We start from the raw sequence: 22,082 nt of genomic DNA, 5'->3' as shown, positions 1-22,082 counted from the left end.
ACAACTGCAGCCGTTATCACCTGCTTTTTGACTCTTGGACGTCTACAACGTCCTGGAATACATAGTCATCTAGCGATGTGCCCACGCCAGTCCTTGCTGTTGCTGTGCGCATTGCAGCAAGGAGTTGGAACCGTGTCCAAACTGGACTTGAATCGGCGCAGTTTTCTGAAGGCTGCCGCCGCCATGGGCGTGATTGCGAGTGTGCGCCCGGTCAAAGACGCGCTTGCGGAATTGATAACGCCTGCCGGCGGTCAGGAGACCCACTGGATCAATGGCAACACCCTCAACTACCGCCGCGACGGCCTGGCCAAGGTCACCGGGCAGAAGGTCTTTGCCATCGACCTGCGCGCCAGGGACATGCAGGGCTGGCCCGCGCAGCAGTCGCACGCGCTGACCATCCATATCCCGCGCGCCGACCGCATCTACGAAGGCCTGGATCTGTCGGTGCTGGGCAGCGACTACCAGCCCGATGTGCTGATCGACGCCGAGTCCATCGCTGCCGACGGCGTGGGAATGCCCGAGCCGGGCTTCTACGGCGAGTTCTTCGTCAAGAAGGGTCAGGTCTCGCCCATGCTGGGGCACCCGGTGGCCGTGGCCATCTGGCACGACTACGAGAAGTTCCGCGTGGCCAACCAGCGCCTGCGCTTCAATGACGCGATCTTCCGCTTCGGTGCCGAGGCTGCCCAGCCACCGCGCGCGCCTTATGTGGCCGCGCGCTATGTACGCGTGCAAGGCGAGGACGGCTATGGCGAGGACAGGTTCTCGCCCATGAAGAACACCGTCATCTGGCCGCAGCTCGATGAAAAAGGCGTGCACTGGCCCGACAGCAGCCACCCTGCCTTCGGGGCGCTGATGGGCGAGTCAGCCCGTATCCAGGCCGAGATGAAGCAGCCCAGGGACGGTTTGCGTGCGTTTGCACGCAAGTACTACAGCCAGTCCATCGAGCATGTGGCCATGGAAATGGAAAACGGCCTGGCCTGGTATGAGCAGGGCAGCGGTGCGCTGCACATGGTTGCCGCGAGCCAGGCGCCCTACGGCACGGCCGAGCATGTGATGCACATGCTCAAGGACAGCAAGCTGCCGTTGAACCAGCTCGACTACATCAGCTCCTACACCGTGGGCTACGGCCAGAAGGAGCACCATCCCTTCCCGTTCTATGTGGCACTGGCCTCGCTGTACGCACAGGGCCGCCCGGTGCGGCTGGCGCTGGATCGCTGGAAGCATTTCCAGTTCGCACTCAAGCGCCATCCCTTCGATGTGGAGACCGCGATCTCGGTGGACAAGGACGGCAAGTTCCACGCTCTGACCTGCCACATGGTGGGCGACGGCGGCGGTGTGACCAACTTCAGCCCCTCGGTGGGCACGGTGGCGGTGACGGCGGCGCAATCCATTTACTACTTCCCCGAGAGTGACCTGTCGACCGAGGTGTACCCCTCCATCGGCGTCACGGCCGGCTCCATGCGCGGCTACGGCACGGTGCAGTCCATGGCCTATACCGAGATGCTGGTCGACGAGATCGCCCAGGAGATCGGCCTGGATGCCATCGAGCTGCGCCGACGCAATGTGCTCAAGAGCAGCATGAAGAACAGCCAGGGGGCCTCGCCCTCGGGGCATCTGCGCATTGGCGAGATCCTCGACATGGCTGCCAAGGATGCGATGTGGACCGAACGCGCCAAGCGCAAGGCCGACTTCGAGGCTGCCAACCCCGGCCTGCGCTACGGAATAGGCTTCGGTGCGGTGCAAAAGGACTTCGGCACCGGAGCGGAAGCCTCGATCGCGCAGCTGGAGATCACGCCCGAGGGGCGCATCAAGATGCGCCACATCGCCACCGAGATCGGCACCGGCAGCACCACGGCGCAGTTGGTGGCGGTCGAGCCCTTCCTGGGCCGCCCGGCGGACGATGTGGACTTCGCGGTGAACCATTGGGACAACCTGCCGCTGCATACCAAGGACGAGCCCTACACCACGCCTCAGGCCAGGGAAGACGAGCTGGCGCGGGACCCGACCTGGACACCGCGCCTGGTCTCGCCGGTATCGGCCTCGAACTCGGCCTACTACTTCCGCCACGCCACGCAGCAGGCGGCGCAGCTGCTGCTCAAGCTCTGCCTGTGGCCTGCGGCCCAGTCGATCTGGTCCGGCAAGGAAGGTGGTGGTCAGCTGCTGCCGAGCACCGTCACCGAAGACATGCTGGAGTGGCGTGATCGCATGCTCGTGGCCGAGGGCCTGGAGCCGCTGAGCCTGGAGCGTCTGGCTGCCCGCGCACACGAGCTGGGCATGGTGACCGGCGTCTGTGTGCACGCCTTCAACCGCTGGGCCTGGGCCAAGGCCGACTTCACGGTAGAGGGCAGGAAGTTCCAGGCCATGATCGACGCCCTGTCCGTGCAGTACGGCAAGGGTGCCGGCGAGGCCAAGAAGGCTGCGATGAAATCCGGCGGCTATGCCTTCATCGCACGCGACAAGGTCTATTACCCGCCGGTGCAGCGCACCAATGCGGGCACGGTGTACTACGCGCCCTGCGCCACCATGGTGGAGTTGTCCGTATCCCCGGGCACGGGCAAGGTGAACATCCTCTCGCACAAGACCTGGCTGGAATGCGGCACGCAGATCGTGCCCGAGCTGGTCTCCGGCCAGATCCAGGGCGGCGTGGCCATGGGCATTGGCCATGCGCTGTACGAAGACCTGCCGCTCCATGAGACCGGCCCCGGCAACGGCCAGTGGAACCTGAACCGCTACCACGTGCCGCGCGCCAGCGAAGTGGCCGTATGGACGGCCGAGGGCGTGGTGCTGCCGCCGCTGTCGCGCACCGATCCGCCCAAGGGCATGGCCGAGGTGGTGATGATTCCGGTGGTCGCTGCCTGCGTCAACGCCATCGCCCATGCCACGGGCAAGCGCTTTCATGCCACCCCCGTGACCCCCGACAAAATCAAAGAGGCACTGTGATGCAGGACCGTATCCAATTCTCCGCCACCATCAATCGCAAACAGGTAGGCCCCGTCGACGTTCCCAAGGACTTGATGATGATCGAGTTCCTGCAGGAATACGCGGGCATGAACGGCACACGTCTGGGCTGCGGCCAGGGCGTGTGCCGCGCCTGCACCATCATCGTCGACGACCCGGAAAAAGGCTCGATCACCGTGCCTGCCTGCGTGACCGGCGTGACCTGGCTCAACGGCAAGACCATTCGTACCGTGGAGGGCATTGCCTCGGTGGACGACAAGGGCGTGGTCCATCCTTCGCCGGTGCAGAAGGCTTTTCTCGAGCACTACTCCTTTCAGTGCGGCTACTGCACGCCCGGCTTTGTGAACTCGGCCACCGTGCTGGTGGAAAAACTCCAGAAGCACCCCGTGCCCGCCGATGAGGTGGAAAAAGCCATCGAGGAGCAACTGGAGCCTCATATCTGCCGCTGCACCGGCTATGTGCGCTACTACAACGCCGTGCGCGACGTGATCCTGAAGACGCCGGGCCTGACCACAGGCAAGCGCAGCAAGGAGGTCGTGAACAATGGCTAAGACCTGGATCAAAAGCCTGGGCGCAGCCGCCGTTCTGGGCGTGCTCGTGGCCGGGAGCATGTACCTGTACGGCAGCGCAAGCGGTGACGTCCCGCCGGCCACGGTGGACTTTGCCAAGCTGGGTCCGCAGGAGTTCGATGCGCTGTACAAACGCGGCGAGCAGGTGTTTCGCGGTGGTGACTGCGCGGCCTGCCACAGCTCTCCGGCCACAGGGGCGGAGCTGGCGGGCGGTGTACCCATGGTCACTCCCATGGGTACGCTTTACGGTACCAATATCTCGCCTTCCAAGGAGCACGGCATAGGTGGCTGGACGGCCGACGATCTGTACCGGGCAGTGGCTGCCGGCATGGCGCCAGGGCGCAAGAACCTGTATCCGGCCATGCCTTATGCCAGCTACCACCAGATCACGCGTGCCGATGTCGATGCGCTCTGGGTATGGCTGATGAAGCAGCCTGCCGTGGAAGTCGCCAACAAGCCCAGCGAGATGAACTTCCCGTTCAACATCCGTCCTGCCGTGGCCATGTGGAATGCGCTCAATCGCCCCGCAGCCAAGGAGTTCGACATGTCGGTGGACGAACTGGTGCGCGGCAAGTATCTGGTGGATGTGCTGGGCCACTGTGCCGAATGCCACAGCCCGCGCACCAAGGCCACCTTCGCCATGGATGGCTCGCGCTATCTCGAGGGCAATACCATCGAGGGTTCGTACGCTCCGGCGCTGACCCCCGATGCCCTGAGCGAGCGCGGGTGGACCAAGGACGATCTGGTCAGATTCTTCCGCACCGGCCTGTCGCCTCAAGGGGTGATGACTTTCCGCATGTCATCGGTGCTCGAGCATTCCACCTCGCGCATGGCGGAGGCCGATGTGCGCGCCATGGCCGCCTATCTGACCCAGAACCGCGAGCTGCCCGGGCCCAAGGTCAAGGCTGCCGAGGGGCAGACCAGCGTCAAGGGCGAGAACCTGTACCTGGGCCTGTGCGCGGGCTGCCATGGTGCGCAGGGCCAGGGCCAGCCGCATTCGTCGGTGCCCATGAGCACCAACACCACGGCCATGTTCCCCACACCAATCAACCTGATTCGCGTGATCCGCGAGGGCGTGCACGAGCGTGATCTGGCTCATGGCGAGCGCATGCAGACCATGCCGGGCTATGCCGACAAGCTCAGCAACGAGGAGATGGCCGATCTGGTCAACTACATGCGTCAGACCTGGGGCGGCCGACCTGGCGACGTGACCGCCGCGCAGGTGGCTGAGCATGTGAAGACCATAGAGCACAGCAAGTAACTCCGGACTGGCTCGAGGCCACGGTCGCTCGCGATTTGTCGCGGCGGCTGTGGCCTTTTGCTTTGCGCTAAGGGGCTGCTGGGTCGTGGGCCGCATAGCGTCCGCGCGACGCCGTGTCCCTTGCGAGGCTGCGCCTATTCGTCCTGCGCCGGATTGTCCGGCAGCACCACCATGGCCTGGGCTGCGAGTTTCCAGGCGATGGCCGAGGCCTCCATATCGCCACGGTGCTCGGCCATCAGCGCCAGGCGCTGCCAGGCGCGGGTGCGCAGCTGGGGGTCTTGCAGCTGCGGTGCGGCGCGGGTCAGCAACTGCTGGGCCTTGCCCCACAGCTCGCGCTGTACGCAGGCCATGCCGGCCAGGTATTGCAGGCGCGGCTCGCGCGGGTTGGCATTGGCCGCAGTCTCCATGCGCGCCAGCCAGGCGCCATCCAGCTTGCCCAGGCTCGATTGCAGCACCTCCACCAGCTTGGGCAGATGCGTTTCCGTGCGCGGGCCGGGCTGGGTCAGCAGATGTTCCCAAACCGGCAGCAGCCAGGTGCGCGCCTGCTGGGCTTCGCCGCCCAGTTCGATCAGGCGCTCGGTGGCCGGAATGGCCACTTCGGGCATGGCGCGCTCGTCCTCATCCAGTGACAGCCAGAACTGCTGCAGCGCCGAGGTGTCGCGCGCATCGCGGATGCTGGCCAACAGCAGGCCGCGCACCACGCTGGCTGAGGCTGCGGGAGAGAACGCACGGTGCTTGGCCAGCAGACGGGCGGTGTCCAGCGCCACCTGCGTGTTGCCGGACAGGCGTGCGGCCTTGAGCTTGATGCGCAGGGCAATCGTGCGGCGGCCCGCACCCAGCGGCAGCTCGCCCAGACGCCGAATCGATTCGGCAGCATCGCGGTCGTCCAGTGCCCAGCGGGCGGCGCGCATCTGGGCGCCTTCGCGAATTTCCGAGTCCTGGGTGTTGCCGGGCACCGGCAGCACGTCCAGAGCCTGCTGCCAGTGCTGGTCGCGCAGGGCGGCATCCTGCAAGGCATGGGATGCATCGGCGGCGATCAGATGGGCGGTGGCGTTCAGGCGCTCGCCATAAGGCAGGCCTGCCTTGGCCTCGCGCAGCGATTGTTCGGTGGACAGGGCCGCGAGCGCTGACTTGCGGGCGCGCAGGAAGCGGCCGGCCTGCAGATGCGAGAGCGCTTCGAGCAGGCTCTGGTTCATGCCGCGCTCTTTTTGCTGCATGCGCCAGCGGCGTGCCTGGTGCGGCATTTGCAGCAGCACCGCCAGAGCGCGCAGCGCGGCATAGAGCAGCACGAACGCGAGAAATAGCAGAACCAGGGCCAGGTTCAGCGACATGTCCACCCGGTAGGGCGACCAGAACCAGGTGACCGAGCTTTGGTTATTGCCGGCAAACAAGGCCATGGCCACGGCCACGGCAAACAGACCCATCAACCACAAGGCGGCGCGCATCTCTGTGTCCTCCCCGATCAGCGGCCGGCTGCCGCCGTGGCCAGTGCATTCAGCGTGTCTTCAAGCTGTACGCGTCCGCCCGAATGCAGATTGGCCTGAATCTGCTGCAGCTGTGCCTGGGCGATCTGGGTACGCCGCGAGCGTGCGTCGAAGTATTTGTTGAGCAGGGCGCCTGCCGCGCTCAGGTCGGCGCGGGCCGACTCCCATTGGCGCGACAGCAGGGCCAGACGGGCATTGAGCAGTTGCAGCTTGAGGTTTTCGCGCAGGAAATAGCCCTGCTCGGGGGCCAGCAGGGCCACCTCGGGGTGATCGATGCGGCGCACGCGCACCAGATCGGCCGCACCGTCCCGGAAGGAGTCCCAGACCCGCTGACCCTGGCCTTGCCACCAGATCCACTGCGTGGGCGAGAGATCGGCGTCCTCGGGCGTGTCATGGGCGGTCGCCGTCTTGCGGGGCTGGGCATCGCGCGCGCGCGGACGACCCACATCGTTGATCAGGGCCAGGTCGTCTACCTGGCGGATCAGGTCTTCGATACGGCTGAGCACTCCCGTGGTGTCCGTCACGCTCATGCGCGAGAGCTTGTCCAGATCCAGGTCGATGGCGCGCACCACCGGGGCCAGGCGCGGCTGGGCCGTGCTTTCCACACGCTTTCTCGCCGATTTGAGGCTGGCGACCAGCGGCTGCAGGCTGCCCGAGAGCTCGGCCTGCTGCTGGGCCATGCGTACCGAGGAATCGATATCGGCCACCAGGTTTTCATCGCGCGAGCGCGATATGCTCTGCATCAGCTCTTCAAGCTGGTTGCGCTGCAGGCTGATTTCGGCCACACGGGCCTCCATCACGGAAACGCGTGCAGCACTGTCGCGGGCGAGATCCTGAGCGTCCTTGGCCAGGGTGCGTGCCTCCACCGACTGAGCGCCCGACTGCGCCGACTGACGCGCCAATTGCTCCTGCATATTGCCCACGCGCTGCCACAGCATGCCGCAGGCCACCAGGGCGGCGACGGCCACCGCGCCCAGCGTCAGCACCAGAGCCACGGGCGCGCCCCGCCCGGTCTGAACAGGGGCGGGATGGTCCTGGCTGGGTGGTGGGGATATGGGTTGCTTGTCGGAGGTGGGGATGGCATCGGAGCTCATAGAACCGATTCTATAGACGCCACCACATCGTCCAGACTTGGGCGACTGTGCAAAACCCGACCGAAACCTGCTGAAAGTGCTTTGCTGGCAATGCGTTCATGGGTGGTGAGCGCTAACCCCAGGTGCCATTTTTGTTCGGGCAGAAGCTGTTGCAGGTTGGCAACAGCTTCCGAGCTGCTGAACAGCCACAGGCTGCCGTCGCTGGCGGCCTGCCGCGCGACATCCAGCTGCTGCGCCGTCCAGCTGGGAAGCTGGCGCTCATACACGGCCAGCAGCTCCACCTCGGCGCCGGCTTCACGCAGCCGGGCTGCCAGCCAGTCACGGCCCGCACCCTGGGTGGATGGTGCAGGCTTGCCGGCATTGCCGGTGGCGGGGCTGGCGCCGCGCACGATCAGCACGCGGTCGCCTGCTCGAATCTGGTCATGGACGTTCTGCCACAGCGCTTCGGACTCGAACTGGGCGGCATCGGGGCTGGGGCCGTCGATCTGGCGGAAGCTCAGCCCGAGTTCCAGCAAGGCACGCTCCGTACCCGGGCCCGGAGTCCATGCTCTGGTATCAGGAGCTAGAAGCGATTTTCCAGTGCGCGTTTGAGGTGTGTTTGATGCAAGGAAATACTGCGCCGCATTGCCGCTGACAAACATCACGGCCCGGTAGTGCCCGGGCTTGAGCGCCAGCTGGCGTGCGCTCAGCAGAGCTTGATGGGCAGCCGGGTCCGTGCAGCCTGCGATGGCCAGCAGCGGCAAGACCTCGGCCTGCAGGCCGCGGGCACGAAACGCGTCGACCCAGGGTTTCGCATCATGCAAAGGGCGGGTGACCAGAACACGGCGCATGGGCAGGCGTGGCTCAGTCCTGCTTGGGCGCCGCAGGTACGGCACCCGCCGCTTGCAGCTGCGCGGCCAGTTGTTCGCCCAGGGCGTTGGCGCTGGCAAAGTCCGTCACGCTGGCGCTGGCCTGCACGCGCACCAGGCCCTTGTCGCCTTCCATGTCGCCCCAGGCCGCATCCATGTGCAGGATGTCGCTTTCAAAGCGGCCGTAGGCGGCCAGCGGCATGGAGCAACTGCCGCCCATGCAGCGGCTGACGGTGCGCTCGGCAGTCACGGTCAGCCAGGTGGGCATATGGGCCAGCGGGGCCAGGGCGTCGATGATGTCCTGGCGGTCTGCGCGCACCTCGATGCCCAATGCGCCTTGACCGGCAGCGGGAAGCATCTGGGCCGGATCGAACCTGGCGCGGATGCGATCGCTCATCTCCAGGCGCATCAGGCCGGCGGCGGCGAGCACGATGGCGTCGTACTGACCTTCGTCGAGCTTGCGCAGGCGGGTGTTGACATTGCCGCGCAAGGCCTCGATCTTGAGATCGGGGCGCAGCGCCTGCAGCAGGGCCTGGCGACGCAGGCTGGAGGTGCCGACCACGGCCCCCTGGGGCAGCTCGTCCAGCGATGCATAGCGGTTGGAGACAAAGGCGTCGCGCGGGTCTTCGCGCGTCATCACGCAGGCCAGCACAAAGCCCTCGGGCAGCTCCATGGGCACGTCCTTCAGGGAGTGCACGGCCAGATCGGCGCGGCCTTCCTCGAGAGCCACTTCCAGCTCCTTGACGAACAGGCCCTTGCCGCCCACCTTGGACAGGGCACGGTCCAGAATCTGATCGCCCTTGGTCGTCATCCCCAGCAGATCGACGCTGTGGCCGCGGCCGCGCAAGATCGCCTGCACATGCTCGGCCTGCCACATGGCCAGCTGGCTCTCGCGTGTGGCAATGACGATGGATGCGGGTGAGGATGCAGAAAATTTCATGACGGCGCGGTCTCGAACGGGTAACAGGGAATGCTAGCATGGCAAGTTGCCTTACACCGTGCCCAAGGAGAATAGTTCATGCCTTCCGCCCGCCCCAAGAGCGCCGCACATGCAGACAAACATGGCGAAAAGCCGGCACGCAAGACCGACAAGGATTTGCCGCTGATCGAGGACATACGGCTGCTGGGGCGCATTCTGGGCGATGTGATTCGCGAGCAGGAAGGTGGGCCGGCCTACGAGCTGGTCGAGCAGGTACGCCAGCTTTCGGTGGCCTTCCGGCGCGATGCCGACGAAGCGGCCGACAAGGCACTGAAGAAGCTGCTCAAGGGACTGTCCAGCGACCAGACGGTGAGCGTGATTCGCGCCTTCACCTATTTCTCGCACCTGGCCAATCTGGCCGAAGACCGCCACCACATCCGCCGCCGCGCCGTGCACGAGCGCGCCGGCAACACACAGGAAGGCAGCATCGAGGTGGCACTGGCACGCCTGCGCTGGGCGGGCATCTCGCCCGCCACGGTGGTCGACACGCTGGCCAGGAGCTTCATCTCGCCGGTGCTGACGGCCCACCCCACCGAGGTGCAGCGCCAGAGCATTCTGACGGCCGAGCGCCGCATTGCCCAATTGCTGGCCGAGCGCGACGATATCCTGATGCGCGCCCAGCTCTACAACAGTGCCAAGGATGCACTGACCCCGCGCGAGCTGACGCGGGTGGAGGCGCAGCTGCGTGCCTGCGTGGCCCAGCTCTGGCAGACCCGGCTGCTGCGCCATTCCAAGCTCACGGTGGCCGACGAGATCGAGAACGCCCTGTCCTATTACGAGGCCACGTTCCTGCAGGAGATCCCCAAGATCTACGAGCAGCTGGAGCAGGAGCTGGGCGAGAAGCTGCCCGAGCAGAGCTTTTTGCGCATGGGTCAATGGATTGGCGGCGATCGCGACGGCAACCCCTTTGTGACGGCAGAGAGTCTGGAGCTGGCCCTGTCGCGCCAGGCCGACGTGGCGCTGCGCCACTATCTGCGCGAGGTGCACTATCTGGGCGGCGAGCTGTCGCTGTCGGCCAATCTGGTCGATATCACGCCCGAGATGCAGACGCTGGCTGATGCCTCGCCTGACCACAATGTGCACCGCAGCGACGAGCCTTATCGCCGGGCGCTGACGGGCATCTATGCGCGTCTGGCCGCGACGCTCAAGCAACTGACGGGCGGCGAGGCGGCACGTCATGCCGTGGCGCCCCAGAATGCCTATGCATCGGCCGATGCGTTTCTGGCCGATCTGCAGATCATCGACGACTCGCTGTCGCGCTATCACGGCGATGCGCTGGCGCCGCAGCGCCTGCGCCCGCTGATGCGCGCGGTGCGGGTCTTCGGCTTCTATCTGTCCACGGTGGATCTGCGCCAAAGCTCGGACAAGCATGAGGAAGTGGTGCGCGAGCTGCTCTCGGTCGCCAAGGTCGAGCTTGATTACAGCCTTCTCGAAGAAGACGCCAAATGCGCGCTGCTGGTGCGCCTGCTCGAAGACGCACGCCCCCTGCGCGTCATGGGCGGCGACTACGGCGACCACACGCGCAGCGAGCTGGCCATCTTCGAGACCGCCAAGCGCCTGCGCGAGCGCCTGGGCGGCGAGGCGATTCGCCATTGCATCATCAGCCACACCGAGACCGTCAGCGATCTGCTCGAGGTGTTGCTGCTGCAAAAGGAAGTGGGCCTGCTGCGCGGCACCCTGCAGGACGGTGCGCAATGCGACCTGATCGTGGTGCCGCTGTTCGAGACCATCGAGGACCTGCGCAATGCCGCGCCCATCATGCGCCGCTACTACCAGTTGCCCGGCATTGCCGAACTGGTGCGGAAAAGCGGCGGCGAGCAGGACATCATGCTGGGCTACAGCGACAGCAACAAGGACGGCGGCATCTTCACCAGCAACTGGGAGCTGTACCGGGCCGAGATTGCGCTGGTCGATCTGTTTGACGATCTGGCCGATCACTACGGCATCCGGCTGCGCATGTTCCACGGCCGCGGTGGCACTGTGGGGCGTGGCGGCGGCCCCAGCTACCAGGCCATTCTGGCGCAGCCGCCAGGCACGGTGCGTGGTCAGATCCGTTTGACCGAGCAGGGCGAGGTCATCGCCTCCAAATATGCCAATCCCGAGATCGGGCGCCGCAATCTGGAGACCCTGGTGGCCGCCACATTGGAGGCCACGCTGCTGCAGCCGACCAAGCCGGCGACCAAGGCCTTCCTGGAGGCTGCGGCGTTTCTGTCCGAAACCAGCATGGCGGCCTACCGCGCGCTGGTCTACGAGACTCCGGGCTTTACCAATTACTTCTTCAGCAGCACGCCGATTCGCGAGATCGCCGAACTCAATATCGGCTCGCGCCCCGCATCGCGCAAGGCGACCCAGGCCATCGAAGACCTGCGCGCCATTCCCTGGGGCTTCAGCTGGGGCCAGTGCCGCCTGACGCTGCCGGGCTGGTACGGTTTCGGCTCGGCGATCCAGGCCTTCATCCACCGTCCGGGCAAGGATGCCAAGGCCCAGCTGGCGCTGCTGCAGAAGATGTACCGCCAGTGGCCGTTCTTCCGCACCCTGCTGTCGAATATGGACATGGTGCTGGCCAAGAGCGACCTGAACCTGGCTTCGCGCTACAGCGAGCTGGTGACCGACACGCGCTTGCGCCGCCGCATCTTCGGTGCGATCGAGGCCGAGTGGCAGAGCACGGTGGAAGCGCTCAACCAGATCACGGGCGACAAGCAGCGCCTGGAGCACAACTCCGCACTGGCGCGTTCCATCCGCCACCGCTTCCCCTATATCGATCCTCTGAACCATCTGCAGGTGGAACTGGTGCGCCGCTGGCGTGCGGGACAGACCGACGACAGGGTCAAGAACGGCATCCATCTGTCCATCAATGGCATTGCCGCCGGAGTGCGCAACACGGGTTGAGGCCGCTGGTGGCTGCTCCTGAATATGGAGCTGTTGTCGCCAATGAATAAAGGGTTTGAAGCCGATAAATGCTTCAAACCCTTTTATGTATGGCGCTAATAGCTATGAAAGTTGAAGAGCCTTCAAGCAGGCATGCTCCAAAAGCGAGACATCAAGCAAGCGCCGCCGCGCAGCGAGGATGTCGTCCCCCTCAGGGGGAAGCCGCAAAGCGGCTCAGGGGGAGTCAACCCCTCAGTGAAGCATTAAGGACCCGGCGGCCTTGCTCTTGCCGGCGCGAGCGGGAGGATTGCACAGGCCGCACTGGTAGTGGCGCGCATTCTCGTAAGGCTCAGTCACGAACTGGCCCTTGCAGACCGAGCACTGGGTGCGCGTCAGCATCTGTGCATCGACAAACTTCACCAGGCGCCAGGCGCGGGTAAAGGACAGCAGCACCTCGAGTTCGGCGGCCTGAATCTGTTCGGTATAGAGGCGATAGGCCTTGGTCAGCTGCTCGGCCGAGTCCAGCTCCACGCCCTTGGACAGGTATTCGTAGATGTTGAGGAACAGCGAGCTGTGGATGTTTTCCTGCCAGGTCAGAAACCAGTCCGTGGAAAACGGCAGCTGGCCCTTGGAGGGAGACTTGCCCGAGATTTCCTTGTACAGCCGGATCAGGCGTTCATAAGACAGCGTGGTCTCGGACTCCAGCACCTGCATGCGGGCGCCCATCTCGATGAGCATGGCGGCGCGCTCGATTTGCTTGGATTCGTTCAGAACGCTTTTGGTGGCAGTCTTGGCGGCGGGCATCTATCTCTCCTTAAAACCAGGTAGTCGCTAGCGGGTGCTCAGAGCACTTCGGAGACACGGCTGGCCATCAGGATGTTGGCGTGCAGCGTATTGGTGGCGGCGTTGCCGATCTTGTTGCTGCTGTGGTTGGTCAGCAGGCTCCAGACCATTTCGTCATCGGCGCGGAAGCTGGCCAGCAAGGTGTTGCGCGATGCCAGCTTGAGCACCTGGGCCGAAGACAGCGAGCCCAGCAGCTCGCAGGACTCTTCGTTCAGACCCAGACGGAACACGGCTTCGGCCTTGTCCTGGCGGATCAGGGTCTGGGCCAGCATCAGGTAGGTGAGGTTGGCTTCGCGGATCTCGGCAAGCAGTTGTTCGTTGTTCATGGGTCCAGTCCTTTCAATCTCGACAGACCGTCACGGCACACACAAACAAGACGTTAAAAGTGTTTCGATCTGTTGAAATGAATTGTGTTTCAAGCCTTGATCGAACTGAAGTCGGGGAGCGTCGGTATCGCCGGTCTGGTTTCACAGGCAGGGCTGTAGGATTTCCCTTACTGCCTTGCCGTCCGTCGGGATGACTTGGGATGCCGGTTGGGAGCTGACGTTGCATCAGGCCGGATTCCGCTGGTGCATGTATTGTGAATCTGTCCGGAAGATGACAAACGAGGAAATAGGCGGCTTTTTGTTCGGTATCTGATCGCCTATGAAACGAGACGACCCGGATTCCCTGTGATAACGGCCTGCATCCGGGTTGCCAAGCCGCATCGACATGCGAGCGCGGACATGGGCGTCGGCCATGCCGCCATGACCCGGAGCACTGCGATGGAGCAGGCCTGGACTACATGGGTAGGGCGTTGATCACGGCCTGGCCTGCTCCCGGACCAGGGAGTGAACCCGGCAAGTGCAGGGAGACAAGCGTGTCCGCTGGAAGCCGGTGCCTGGCGCGGCACCGGCATGCGTCAGGCTCAGCCCCTCTCGGCCGGCCGCGAAGGCTGGCTGCACCACTCGCTCCAGCTGCCGGCAAACAAGGCCGTGGGTGCAAAGCCGGCAATCCGCATGGCCAGCACATTGGGGGTGGCGCTGACGCCGCTGCCGCACTGGTGCACCACGCTGGCGGGATCGCGTCCGGCCAGCAACTGGTCAAACTCTGCCTTGAGCAGCGCTGCGGGCTTGAAGCGTCCGTCGGCGGCGATATTGCTGCTGAACGGGCGATTCAGCGCGCCCGGAATATGGCCAGCCACCGGGTCCAGGGGCTCCACCTCGCCGCGGTAGCGAGCCGGGGCGCGGGCATCGATGAGGGTCTGGGTGGCCTGACCCAGATCGGCCTCGACCTGATCTACGGTCTTGAGCGTCTCCAGCGGCTGGCCCAGTTCAAAGTTGGACTGGAAATGGCCGGACTCTTCCCCGCTGCGCACCGCCTGGCCGGCCGCCTGCCAGGCCTGCAGCCCGCCATCGAGCACCGCCACGGCATCGTGGCCGGCCCAGCGCAGCATCCACCACAGGCGGCCGCAGTAATTGGCGGCGTTGCGGTCATAGACCACGGCCTGCATATCGTTGGCAAAGCCTATGGAGGACAGCCAGGCGGAAAAGCGCTCGCGCGAGGGCAGCGGGTGGCGACCGCCCGAGGCCGATTGCACGCTGGTGGCGACCTGTCCATCCTCGCCGGGCGTGCCATGCGGTGCGCTGAGATTTTTGTCCAGGTCGGCGAAGACGGCGCCCGAGATATGGGCCTGCAGATACTGCTCTCGGCCGGCAGGCGGGTTCATGAGGTCAAAGCTGCAGTCAAACACCATCAAGGGCTTGCCGCTGGCCTTGAGCCGGGCCAGCTGTTCGACGGAAATCAGGGTGTTGTAATGCTCGGGCGTCGAGTGGTTCATGGCTTGCTGTTCCAAAGATTGACTGTTGCAGACGGCACTGCGTGCAGCCTTGCGCGATGCAAACCATTATGCGATCGGGTCAGCGCACCGGACTCAAGCGGCCTTCATTGTTTGGATATGGCCGGCCGCGAGGATCTGGCCTGGTCGCTGCCGCGGGCAGGGGGCATGGCGCAGATGCGCGGCACCCCCGGCATGGTTAGCCTCTGGAGCGCAAGGTGGTGGCAGCGGCGCCGCTGGCGACGATGAGCACGATGCCTCCCCAGCCGATCAGGGGAATGCTCTCGCCGAACAGCACCAGGCTGAGCAGGGCGGCAAACACAATGCCCGAGTACTGCAGATTGGCGACGACCAGGGTGTTGCTCTTGCTGCCGGCCGAGGCATAGGCCTTGGTCATGCAGACCTGGGCCACGGCGGCCAGTACGCCCACGGGCACCAGCCACAGAGCGCTCCAGCCGGGGAAGGGCGAGATGCCGGTGAACAGCATGGTGATGCCGCCGGCAATGGCCGAACCGACCGAGAAATAGAACACCACGCGGGTCTCAGGCTCGCCCAGGCGCGACAGGGTGGTCACCTGCATATAAGCCATGGCCGCAAACATGCCGCCAAACAGGCCGCCGAGCGCGGCGACCCATTCGCTGGCCGGTGCGCTGGTCGGGCGCAGCACCAGCAGCACGCCGACAAAGCCCGCCACCACGGTGGACACGAGGCCCCAGGGGAAGGGGGGAATGGCGCGGCGGGTTTCGGGTTCGGCCGCATAGGACTTGCGCAGCGTATGGCGCATCCACAGGCCCTGGGCAATGAGAAACACCGCCATCCAGATGCTGCTCATGGAGTTGAGCGTGGTGGCCGTGGCCAGCGGCAGATGGCCGATGGCGTAGAACCAGGCTCCCATGGAGATCACGCCGACGAAGCTGCGCCAGGCATGCTCGCGCGAGTACTGGGTGGTCAGCGTCACGCCGCTGCGCCTGGCCAGCCAGACCAGCAGCGCCATGCTGACCAGGCCGCGGTAGAACACGATCTCTGCCGCATTGAAGTCCTGGGAGGCAAACTTCACACACACACTCATGACCGCAAAGATCAACGCGGCCAACACCATCCACAGGGCTTGCATATCTCACTCAATTCAGCATAAAAATAGCTGCTGTGCTTATGGGGTAAGCGATAGCAGCTATCAGTCTTGAGGTTCACCTCATTCAGCGTTGGGGAGCGCTGTCACCCATGATGCGGCGATACCACTCATGGAAATGTTGCATGCCGTCTTCCATGGGGCTTTGATAGGGGCCGACCTCGTTGTCGCCGCGTTCATACAGGGCTTTGCGGCCGCCGTCCATGCGCTCGGCGATCTCGTCGTCCTCGATGCAGGTTTCCATGTAGGCGGCCTTCTGAGCCTGCACGAACTCGGGCTCGAAGGCGGCGATTTCCTCGGGGTAGAAGAACTCCACCACGTTCAGCGTCCTGTCCACTGCCAGCGGGTGCAGGGTCGAGACGGTCAGCACATGCGGATACCACTCCACCATGATGTGGGGGTAGTAGGTCAGCCAGATGGCACCGCGATCGGGCAATTCTCCGTTGCGGTAGGCCAGCAGCACCTCGTGCCACTTCTTGTAGATGTCCGAGCCCGGGTTGCCGAAACTCGGGGCCACGCCCACGGTCTGCACCGAGTACTCGCTGGCGAATTCCCACTTCAGATCGTCGCAGGTGACGAAGTTGCCCAGACCGGGGTGGAACGGGCCGACGTGGTAGTCCTCCAGATAGACCTCGATAAAGGTCTTCCAGTTGTAGTTGCACTCGTGCATCTCGACATGATCGAGCACAAAGCCGTCGAACTGCAGCTGCTCGCGCAGCTTCATGCCGGCCAGATCGGCCTCGATGTCGCGGCCATTGTCCTCGAACAGCAGTCCGTTCCACTCGCGCAGCGGGTAGTTGTTGAGGTTCAGGCAGGGGTCGTGGCTGAAATGGGGTGCGCCCAGCAGCTCGCCGCTGGTGCTGTAGGTCCAGCGGTGCAGCGGGCAGACGATATTGCCGCCGGCATGGCCCTTGCCTTCGGACAGCAGATTGCCGCGCCCCTTGAGCATCACGGCCTGGCGGTGGCGGCAGACGTTGGAGATCAGCTCGATCTCGCCTTTGGCATTGCGTACCAGCGCCCGCCCCTCTTTTTCCTGAGGCAGGGCGTAGTAGTCGCCTATCTCGGGAACGGCCAGCTGGTGGCCCACATAGCGCGGGCCGCGCTTGAAAATCGTTTCCAACTCGCGCTGGAACAGCGCTTCGTCGAAATAACTTGAAACTGGTAGTTGGCTTGCGGCCTGCTGCAGTTGAAGACTTAAATCAGTCATGGATGACTTGACCTAAAGACTCCCCACAGGGAGGGTGCACTTGCGCACACGGTAAAAAACGAAACCGGCCTTGTCTGGACACGGGCCTCAGGCAATGGGCGGTGGCGCATGGCCTGCCGACGCGTTTGCCCGACCAGGATGACCAGGCACGGGGCCGGCTTGACGGGAATGGGATTATAGGCTGTGGGGTTATTTCCGTTTTTCTGGTACGTGTATTGACGTTATTTCGTCCAGGTGCCGTCGGCGCCTGTCAGCAAGTTGCCAGCCGCCTGCAAACCCTTGCCACTCGGCAAAAAGGCGGGCGTGGCAGGCCCGGGTCGGTCGGGAATCTACAGCCAAAACATATCGCGCCAGCCGGCTTTGCGGGCATTGCACGCCAATGGTGCAGGGACGCCTAAAATCGTCGCTTCCGTCCAACATTGACCACACCATCCATGCCCAAGGCCGCTGCCGCCAAAAAATCTGAACAGCCTGTCAGCTATGAAGCTGCTTTGCAGGAGCTGGAGCAACTGATTGCACAGATCGAATCCGGTCAGCTGCCGCTGGAGCAGATGCTCAGCGGCTACCAGCGCGCTGCGGAGCTGCTGGTTTTTTGCCGTAGCCAGCTCGATGCCGTGCAGGAGCAGGTCAAGGTATTGGACGAAGGCAAGCTGTCTGCCTGGACCCAGGACTGATCCCGGTGTCCGCGCGTTTTGCCTTGAAGATGCAGCCCATGAATGAATCAATGATTGCCGAACCATCGACGCCTTTGAACGAGGGCAAGACTGCCCTGGATTTTTCCGTCTGGATGCAGGAGCGACTGGTGCGCACCGAAGAAGCGCTGTCGCGCTGGGTGGGCATCAATGCGCCTGCGGGTCTGGGTGAGGCCATGCGTTACGCTGTGCTCGACGGAGGCAAGCGCTTGCGACCGTTGCTGGTCTGGGCGGCCGCCGAGGCGGTGGGCGGTCAGGCCGCGGCCACGCTGCGTGCCGGTTGTGCCGTGGAGCTGATTCATGCCTACTCCCTGGTGCACGACGACATGCCCTGCATGGACAACGACACCATGCGTCGTGGCAAGCCCACCGTGCATGTGCAGTTTGGCGAAGCCTCGGCCCTGCTGGCCGGCGATGCTCTGCAGGCCCTGGCCTTCGAGCTGCTGCTGCCTGAAGACGATGGCATTCCCTGCTCCATGCAGGCCAGGCTGTGCCGCCTGCTGGGCGCGGCGGCGGGCAGCCACGGCATGGCTGGCGGTCAGGCCATCGATCTGGCCAGCGTGGGCAAGCAACTGAGCGAGACGCAGCTGCGCGAGATGCACCGTCTCAAGACCGGTGCGCTGCTGCTGGGCAGCGTGCTCATGGGGGCCGCCTGCAATGCACAGACCGACGCCAGGGCACTGGCCGCGCTGACCGACTACGGCCAGGCACTGGGCGTGGCCTTCCAGGTGGTGGACGATATTCTGGACGTAGTGGCCGACTCTGCAACGCTGGGCAAGACGGCGGGCAAGGATGCGGCCAATGACAAGCCCACTTTTGTATCGCTGCTGGGGCTGGAAGCTGCAAGAGCCCATGCCGAGGAGTTGCGCCTGCAGGCTCACGCCGCGTTGACGCGCAGCGGTCTGGCCGACACCCAGGCCCTGGCCGCACTTGCTGATATGGTCGTGCAGCGCACCCATTGAGATTGAATGGAAAAGCTCTGTAACCGAATATTGGCTGGCGCTAGCAGCTATTGAAAAATATAGAACATGTCCACGAATACTTCTTCCCTGCTGCACAACATCAACGATCCCGCAGACATGCGCGGCCTCTCGCGTGCCCAGCTCAAGACGCTGGCCGCAGAGCTGCGCACCTATGTGATCGACAGCGTCTCAAGGATCGGCGGGCACCTCAGCTCCAACCTGGGGACGGTGGAGTTGACCGTGGCGCTGCACTCGGTGTTCAACACGCCCTATGACCGCATCGTCTGGGACGTGGGCCACCAGACCTATCCGCACAAGATTCTGACCGGTCGCCGCGATCACATGGCCACCCTGCGCCAGTTCGGCGGCCTGTCCGGCTTTCCTCAGCGTGCCGAGAGCGAGTACGACACTTTTGGCACGGCACACTCGTCCACCAGCATCTCTGCCGCGCTGGGCATGGCACTGGCCGCCAAGCAAAAAGGCGAGGATCGCCGTGCAATCGCCGTGATCGGCGACGGTGCGATGACGGCCGGCATGGCTTTCGAGGCACTGAACAACGGCGGCGTGCATGACGCCAATCTGCTGGTCATCCTCAACGACAACGATATGAGCATCAGCCCGCCCGTGGGCGCGCTCAATCGCTATCTGGCACAGCTGATGAGCGGGCAGTTCTATGCCAAGGCCCGCGATGTGGGCAAGAGCGTTCTCAAGCAGGTGCCGCCCTTGCTGGAGCTGGCCAAGCGCCTGGAACAGCAGGCCAAGGGCATGGTCGTGCCTGCCACCATGTTCGAGCAGTTCGGCTTCAACTACATCGGTCCCATCGACGGTCATGACCTCGACTCGCTGATCCCCACGCTGGAGAACATCAAGGGTCTCAAGGGCCCGCAGTTCCTGCATGTGGTTACCAAGAAGGGCCAGGGCTACAAGCTGGCCGAGGCCGATCCCGTGGCCTATCACGGGCCCGGGAAATTCGATCCGGCCGTCGGTCTGGTCAAGTCCGCCACGCCTGCCAAGCAGACCTTCACCCAGGTGTTCGGCCACTGGCTCTGCGATATGGCTGCCAAGGACCAGCGTCTGGTCGGCATCACGCCTGCCATGCGCGAGGGCTCGGGCATGGTGGAGTTCCACAAGCGCTTTCCAGGTCGCTACTACGACGTGGGCATTGCCGAGCAGCATGCCGTGACCTTTGCCGGCGGCATGGCCTGCGAAGGCGTCAAGCCCGTGGTGGCCATCTATTCCACGTTCCTGCAGCGTGCCTATGACCAGCTGATCCACGACGTCGCGCTGCAGAACCTGCCCGTGGTGTTCGCCCTGGACCGCGCAGGTCTGGTGGGTGCCGACGGGGCCACGCATGCCGGCGCCTATGACATTGCGTTTGTGCGCTGCATTCCCAATATGAGCATGGCCTGTCCGGCCGACGAGCGCGAAACGCGCCAGTTGCTGACCACGGCCTATGAGCAGGATCACCCCGTCTGCGTGCGCTATCCGCGCGGTGCCGGTGTGGGCATGACGCCGCTGGAGAGTCTGGAAGGTCTGCCCTTTGGCAAGGGCGAGATGCGCCGCGAATCGAGCTCCAAGAAGGTGGCGATTCTGGCTTTCGGCACCTTGCTCTACCCCGCGCTGCAAGCTGCCGAAGCGCTCGACGCCAGCGTGGCCAATATGCGCTGGGCAAAGCCGCTTGACGAAGCACTGCTGCTCAAGATCGCCGCCGAGCATGAGCTCATCGTCACGCTGGAAGAGGGTTGCGTCATGGGCGGCGCCGGCAGTGCCGTGATGGAATGTCTGGCTGCCAACGGTCTGAGCAGGAGCGTGCTGCAGCTGGGCCTGCCCGACGCGTTCATCGAGCATGGCGATCCCGCCAAGCTGCTGGCGCTGCAGGGGCTGGATGCCGCAGGCATCGAAGCCTCCATCCGCAAGCGTCTGGCTGCGGGCTGACGCGATACGGACATGGTTTGCGCAAGTCCGATGGATTGACACCGGGCCCTTCCATGAAGGGCCTTTTTCTTTGCGTGCCGTCAAGAAAACTGACGGCAACCGTGAATCGCCACACGGACGGCGTCTGCGTTCCTAGAATGCCTGTGGCTGCCGGCCTGTGATCAGGCTGCTGCAGCCAGCCTGGCAATCGACAACTACTAGCGGAGAAATATTCATGGATCGTCGCTCACTCGTCAAACATGTGGGCATGGCTGGTGTGCTGGCTGCTGGCGTGGCTCCGGCGGTGCGCAGCCAGGAGGTGCTGCGCTGGCGCCTGGTGACGAGTTTTCCCAAAGTCCTTGACGCCATTTCTGGTGGGGCCGAGAAGTTTGCCCAGTCGCTGCGTCTCATGTCGGGTGGTCAGATCGAAGTCAGCGTGCACTCTGCGGGCGAGCTGATGCCCGCGTTTGGCGTGATGGAGGGAGTGCAGAACGGCGTGGTCGAAATGGCCTTGACGGCACCGTACTACTTCACCGACAAGGACTACTGCTTTGCTCTCGGGTGCGCCGTGCCCTTCGGTCTGACGGCGCGGCAGATGGACGCCTGGATGGAATACGGCGGCGGGCGCAAGCTCATGGATGATTTCTACGCCCAGTACAACATCAAGAGCCTGAGCGCCGGCAACACCGGCACGCAGATGGGCGGCTGGTACCGCAAGGAAATCAGGACCGTGCAGGACCTGCACGGGCTGCGCATGCGCGCCGGCGGCGGCTTGCTCGGCGATGCGCTGCAAAAGCTGGGCGTGCAGGCCGTCAACATGCCTATTGCGGATGCGCAGCAGGCGCTGGAAAAGAATCGCCTCGATGCGGTGGAGTTCGTCGGCCCCTATGACGACCAGAAGCTGGGCTTCGGCAAGATCGCTCCCTACTACTACTATCCGGGCTGGTGGGAAGGTGGCGCCGAGCTGGCCTATTTCATCAATACCAAGTCCTTTGCAGCCCTGACGCCCGAACTGCGGGCCATGGTGGAAGCCGCGGCGGCGCAGGCCGCCAAGGATCTGACGGCCAAATACCTGGCCTACAACCCTGCGGCACTCAAGAAGCTGCTCAGCGAACGCGTGCAGCTGCGCGCCTTTCCACGCGAGCTGATGGATGCGGGCTTCAAGGCCGTGATGGCCACCATGGCCGAGCATGAGGCCAAGTCGGCGCAGTTCAAGAAGATTCACCGCAGCATGCGCGGATTCCAGCATGACCAGCTGCTCTGGGATCGTTTCTCCGAATTCCGCTATGCCAGCTATATGAGCGCGGTACGGCTGTAGGCAGCGCAAGCAGGCCGCCGAGGCCGAATTCGATGCACCTAACTAGGTAGAACTTCTTAAGCTGACGGTCACTTTTTATCGCATGCTGAACGATTGACTCGTGTACATTTTGTGCCTGTTGCATAAGTCAAGCTGGCATA

At 64.1% G+C, this 22,082-nt stretch carries 17 protein-coding genes; 8 read left to right on the top strand and 9 right to left on the bottom strand.

What is annotated here, in order from left to right:
- Positions 1–132 precede the first annotated feature (132 nt).
- The 3 genes from O987_RS20195 to O987_RS20185 are packed head-to-tail and all read left to right on the top strand — an operon-like array spanning position 133 to position 4,788.
- A complete protein-coding gene (locus tag O987_RS20195; RefSeq protein ID WP_043376715.1) occupies positions 133–2,940 on the top strand; it encodes a xanthine dehydrogenase family protein molybdopterin-binding subunit in 2,808 nt (935 codons plus the stop codon).
- A complete protein-coding gene (locus O987_RS20190; protein WP_003052822.1) occupies positions 2,940–3,509 on the top strand; it encodes a (2Fe-2S)-binding protein in 570 nt (189 codons plus the stop codon). The genes O987_RS20195 and O987_RS20190 overlap by 1 nt, the downstream gene beginning before the upstream one ends.
- Positions 3,502–4,788 carry a cytochrome c gene (locus O987_RS20185; protein WP_003052824.1) on the top strand — a complete coding sequence of 429 codons (1,287 nt, stop codon included), beginning with the start codon at positions 3,502–3,504 and terminating at the stop codon, positions 4,786–4,788. Before O987_RS20190 ends, O987_RS20185 begins: the two co-directional genes overlap by 8 nt.
- Before the next feature lie 134 nt (positions 4,789–4,922).
- Here the strand turns inward: O987_RS20185 and O987_RS20180 are convergent, their stop codons facing one another.
- From O987_RS20180 to hemC, 4 genes are read right to left on the bottom strand one after another with little or no spacing between them, the layout of a single operon-like run.
- Positions 4,923–6,233 (bottom strand): heme biosynthesis protein HemY, encoded by a 1,311-nt coding sequence (locus O987_RS20180; RefSeq protein ID WP_003052825.1) that lies wholly within the window; start codon positions 6,231–6,233, stop codon positions 4,923–4,925.
- Between the two features lie 17 nt (positions 6,234–6,250).
- Positions 6,251–7,366, bottom strand: a complete 1,116-nt coding sequence (locus tag O987_RS20175; RefSeq protein ID WP_043374388.1) for a uroporphyrinogen-III C-methyltransferase — start codon at positions 7,364–7,366, stop codon at positions 6,251–6,253.
- The gene (locus O987_RS20170) at positions 7,363–8,196 is read right to left on the bottom strand and encodes a uroporphyrinogen-III synthase (protein ID WP_080731562.1); all 834 of its coding nucleotides are present in this window, start codon (positions 8,194–8,196) and stop codon (positions 7,363–7,365) included. The genes O987_RS20175 and O987_RS20170 overlap by 4 nt, the downstream gene beginning before the upstream one ends.
- A 13-nt stretch (positions 8,197–8,209) precedes the next feature.
- On the bottom strand, positions 8,210–9,154 hold the full coding sequence (hemC, locus tag O987_RS20165; RefSeq protein ID WP_043374386.1) for a hydroxymethylbilane synthase: 945 nt from the start codon (positions 9,152–9,154) through the stop codon (positions 8,210–8,212).
- A gap of 78 nt (positions 9,155–9,232) precedes the next feature.
- Between hemC and ppc the strand changes: the two genes are divergently transcribed.
- On the top strand, positions 9,233–12,082 hold the full coding sequence (gene ppc, locus O987_RS20160) for a phosphoenolpyruvate carboxylase (RefSeq protein ID WP_003052832.1): 2,850 nt from the start codon (positions 9,233–9,235) through the stop codon (positions 12,080–12,082).
- A 231-nt stretch (positions 12,083–12,313) separates the two neighbouring features.
- Here ppc and flhC read toward each other — a convergent pair whose 3' ends face one another.
- The 5 genes from flhC to O987_RS20135 all read right to left on the bottom strand — a co-directional run bounded on the left by flhC (position 12,314) and on the right by O987_RS20135 (position 17,056).
- The gene (gene flhC, locus O987_RS20155; protein ID WP_003052834.1) at positions 12,314–12,865 is read right to left on the bottom strand and encodes a flagellar transcriptional regulator FlhC; all 552 of its coding nucleotides are present in this window, start codon (positions 12,863–12,865) and stop codon (positions 12,314–12,316) included.
- Positions 12,866–12,903: 38 nt separating this feature from the next.
- Positions 12,904–13,230 (bottom strand): flagellar transcriptional regulator FlhD, encoded by a 327-nt coding sequence (gene flhD, locus O987_RS20150; RefSeq protein WP_003052836.1) that lies wholly within the window; start codon positions 13,228–13,230, stop codon positions 12,904–12,906.
- A gap of 581 nt (positions 13,231–13,811) precedes the next feature.
- Positions 13,812–14,723: a sulfurtransferase gene (locus O987_RS20145; protein ID WP_043374384.1), complete on the bottom strand. Its 912-nt coding sequence runs from the start codon at positions 14,721–14,723 to the stop codon at positions 13,812–13,814.
- A 196-nt stretch (positions 14,724–14,919) separates the two neighbouring features.
- A complete protein-coding gene (locus tag O987_RS20140) occupies positions 14,920–15,834 on the bottom strand; it encodes a DMT family transporter (RefSeq protein WP_003052839.1) in 915 nt (304 codons plus the stop codon).
- 82 nt (positions 15,835–15,916) lie between these two features.
- Complete coding sequence (locus O987_RS20135; protein ID WP_003052841.1) at positions 15,917–17,056, bottom strand: aromatic ring-hydroxylating oxygenase subunit alpha; 1,140 nt, start codon at positions 17,054–17,056, stop codon at positions 15,917–15,919.
- A gap of 434 nt (positions 17,057–17,490) precedes the next feature.
- Here O987_RS20135 and xseB point away from each other — a divergent pair, with 434 nt between their 5' ends.
- The 4 genes from xseB to O987_RS20115 all read left to right on the top strand — a co-directional run bounded on the left by xseB (position 17,491) and on the right by O987_RS20115 (position 21,942).
- Entirely contained in the window at positions 17,491–17,730 is a 240-nt protein-coding gene (xseB, locus tag O987_RS20130) for an exodeoxyribonuclease VII small subunit (RefSeq protein ID WP_003052843.1), read from the top strand.
- A gap of 38 nt (positions 17,731–17,768) precedes the next feature.
- Positions 17,769–18,710, top strand: a complete 942-nt coding sequence (locus O987_RS20125) for a polyprenyl synthetase family protein (protein WP_050785821.1) — start codon at positions 17,769–17,771, stop codon at positions 18,708–18,710.
- Between the two features lie 66 nt (positions 18,711–18,776).
- The gene (dxs, locus tag O987_RS20120) at positions 18,777–20,645 is read left to right on the top strand and encodes a 1-deoxy-D-xylulose-5-phosphate synthase (RefSeq protein WP_043374382.1); all 1,869 of its coding nucleotides are present in this window, start codon (positions 18,777–18,779) and stop codon (positions 20,643–20,645) included.
- Positions 20,646–20,859: 214 nt separating this feature from the next.
- Positions 20,860–21,942 (top strand): TRAP transporter substrate-binding protein, encoded by a 1,083-nt coding sequence (locus O987_RS20115; protein WP_043374380.1) that lies wholly within the window; start codon positions 20,860–20,862, stop codon positions 21,940–21,942.
- The last annotated feature ends 140 nt before the right edge of the window (positions 21,943–22,082 follow it).

Source organism: Comamonas testosteroni TK102 (assembly GCF_000739375.1).
Classification (GTDB): Bacteria; Pseudomonadota; Gammaproteobacteria; order Burkholderiales; family Burkholderiaceae_C; genus Comamonas; species Comamonas brasiliensis.
Note: the sequence above shows the minus strand (reverse complement) of the source record. Positions and strands in the feature narration are given on the sequence as shown.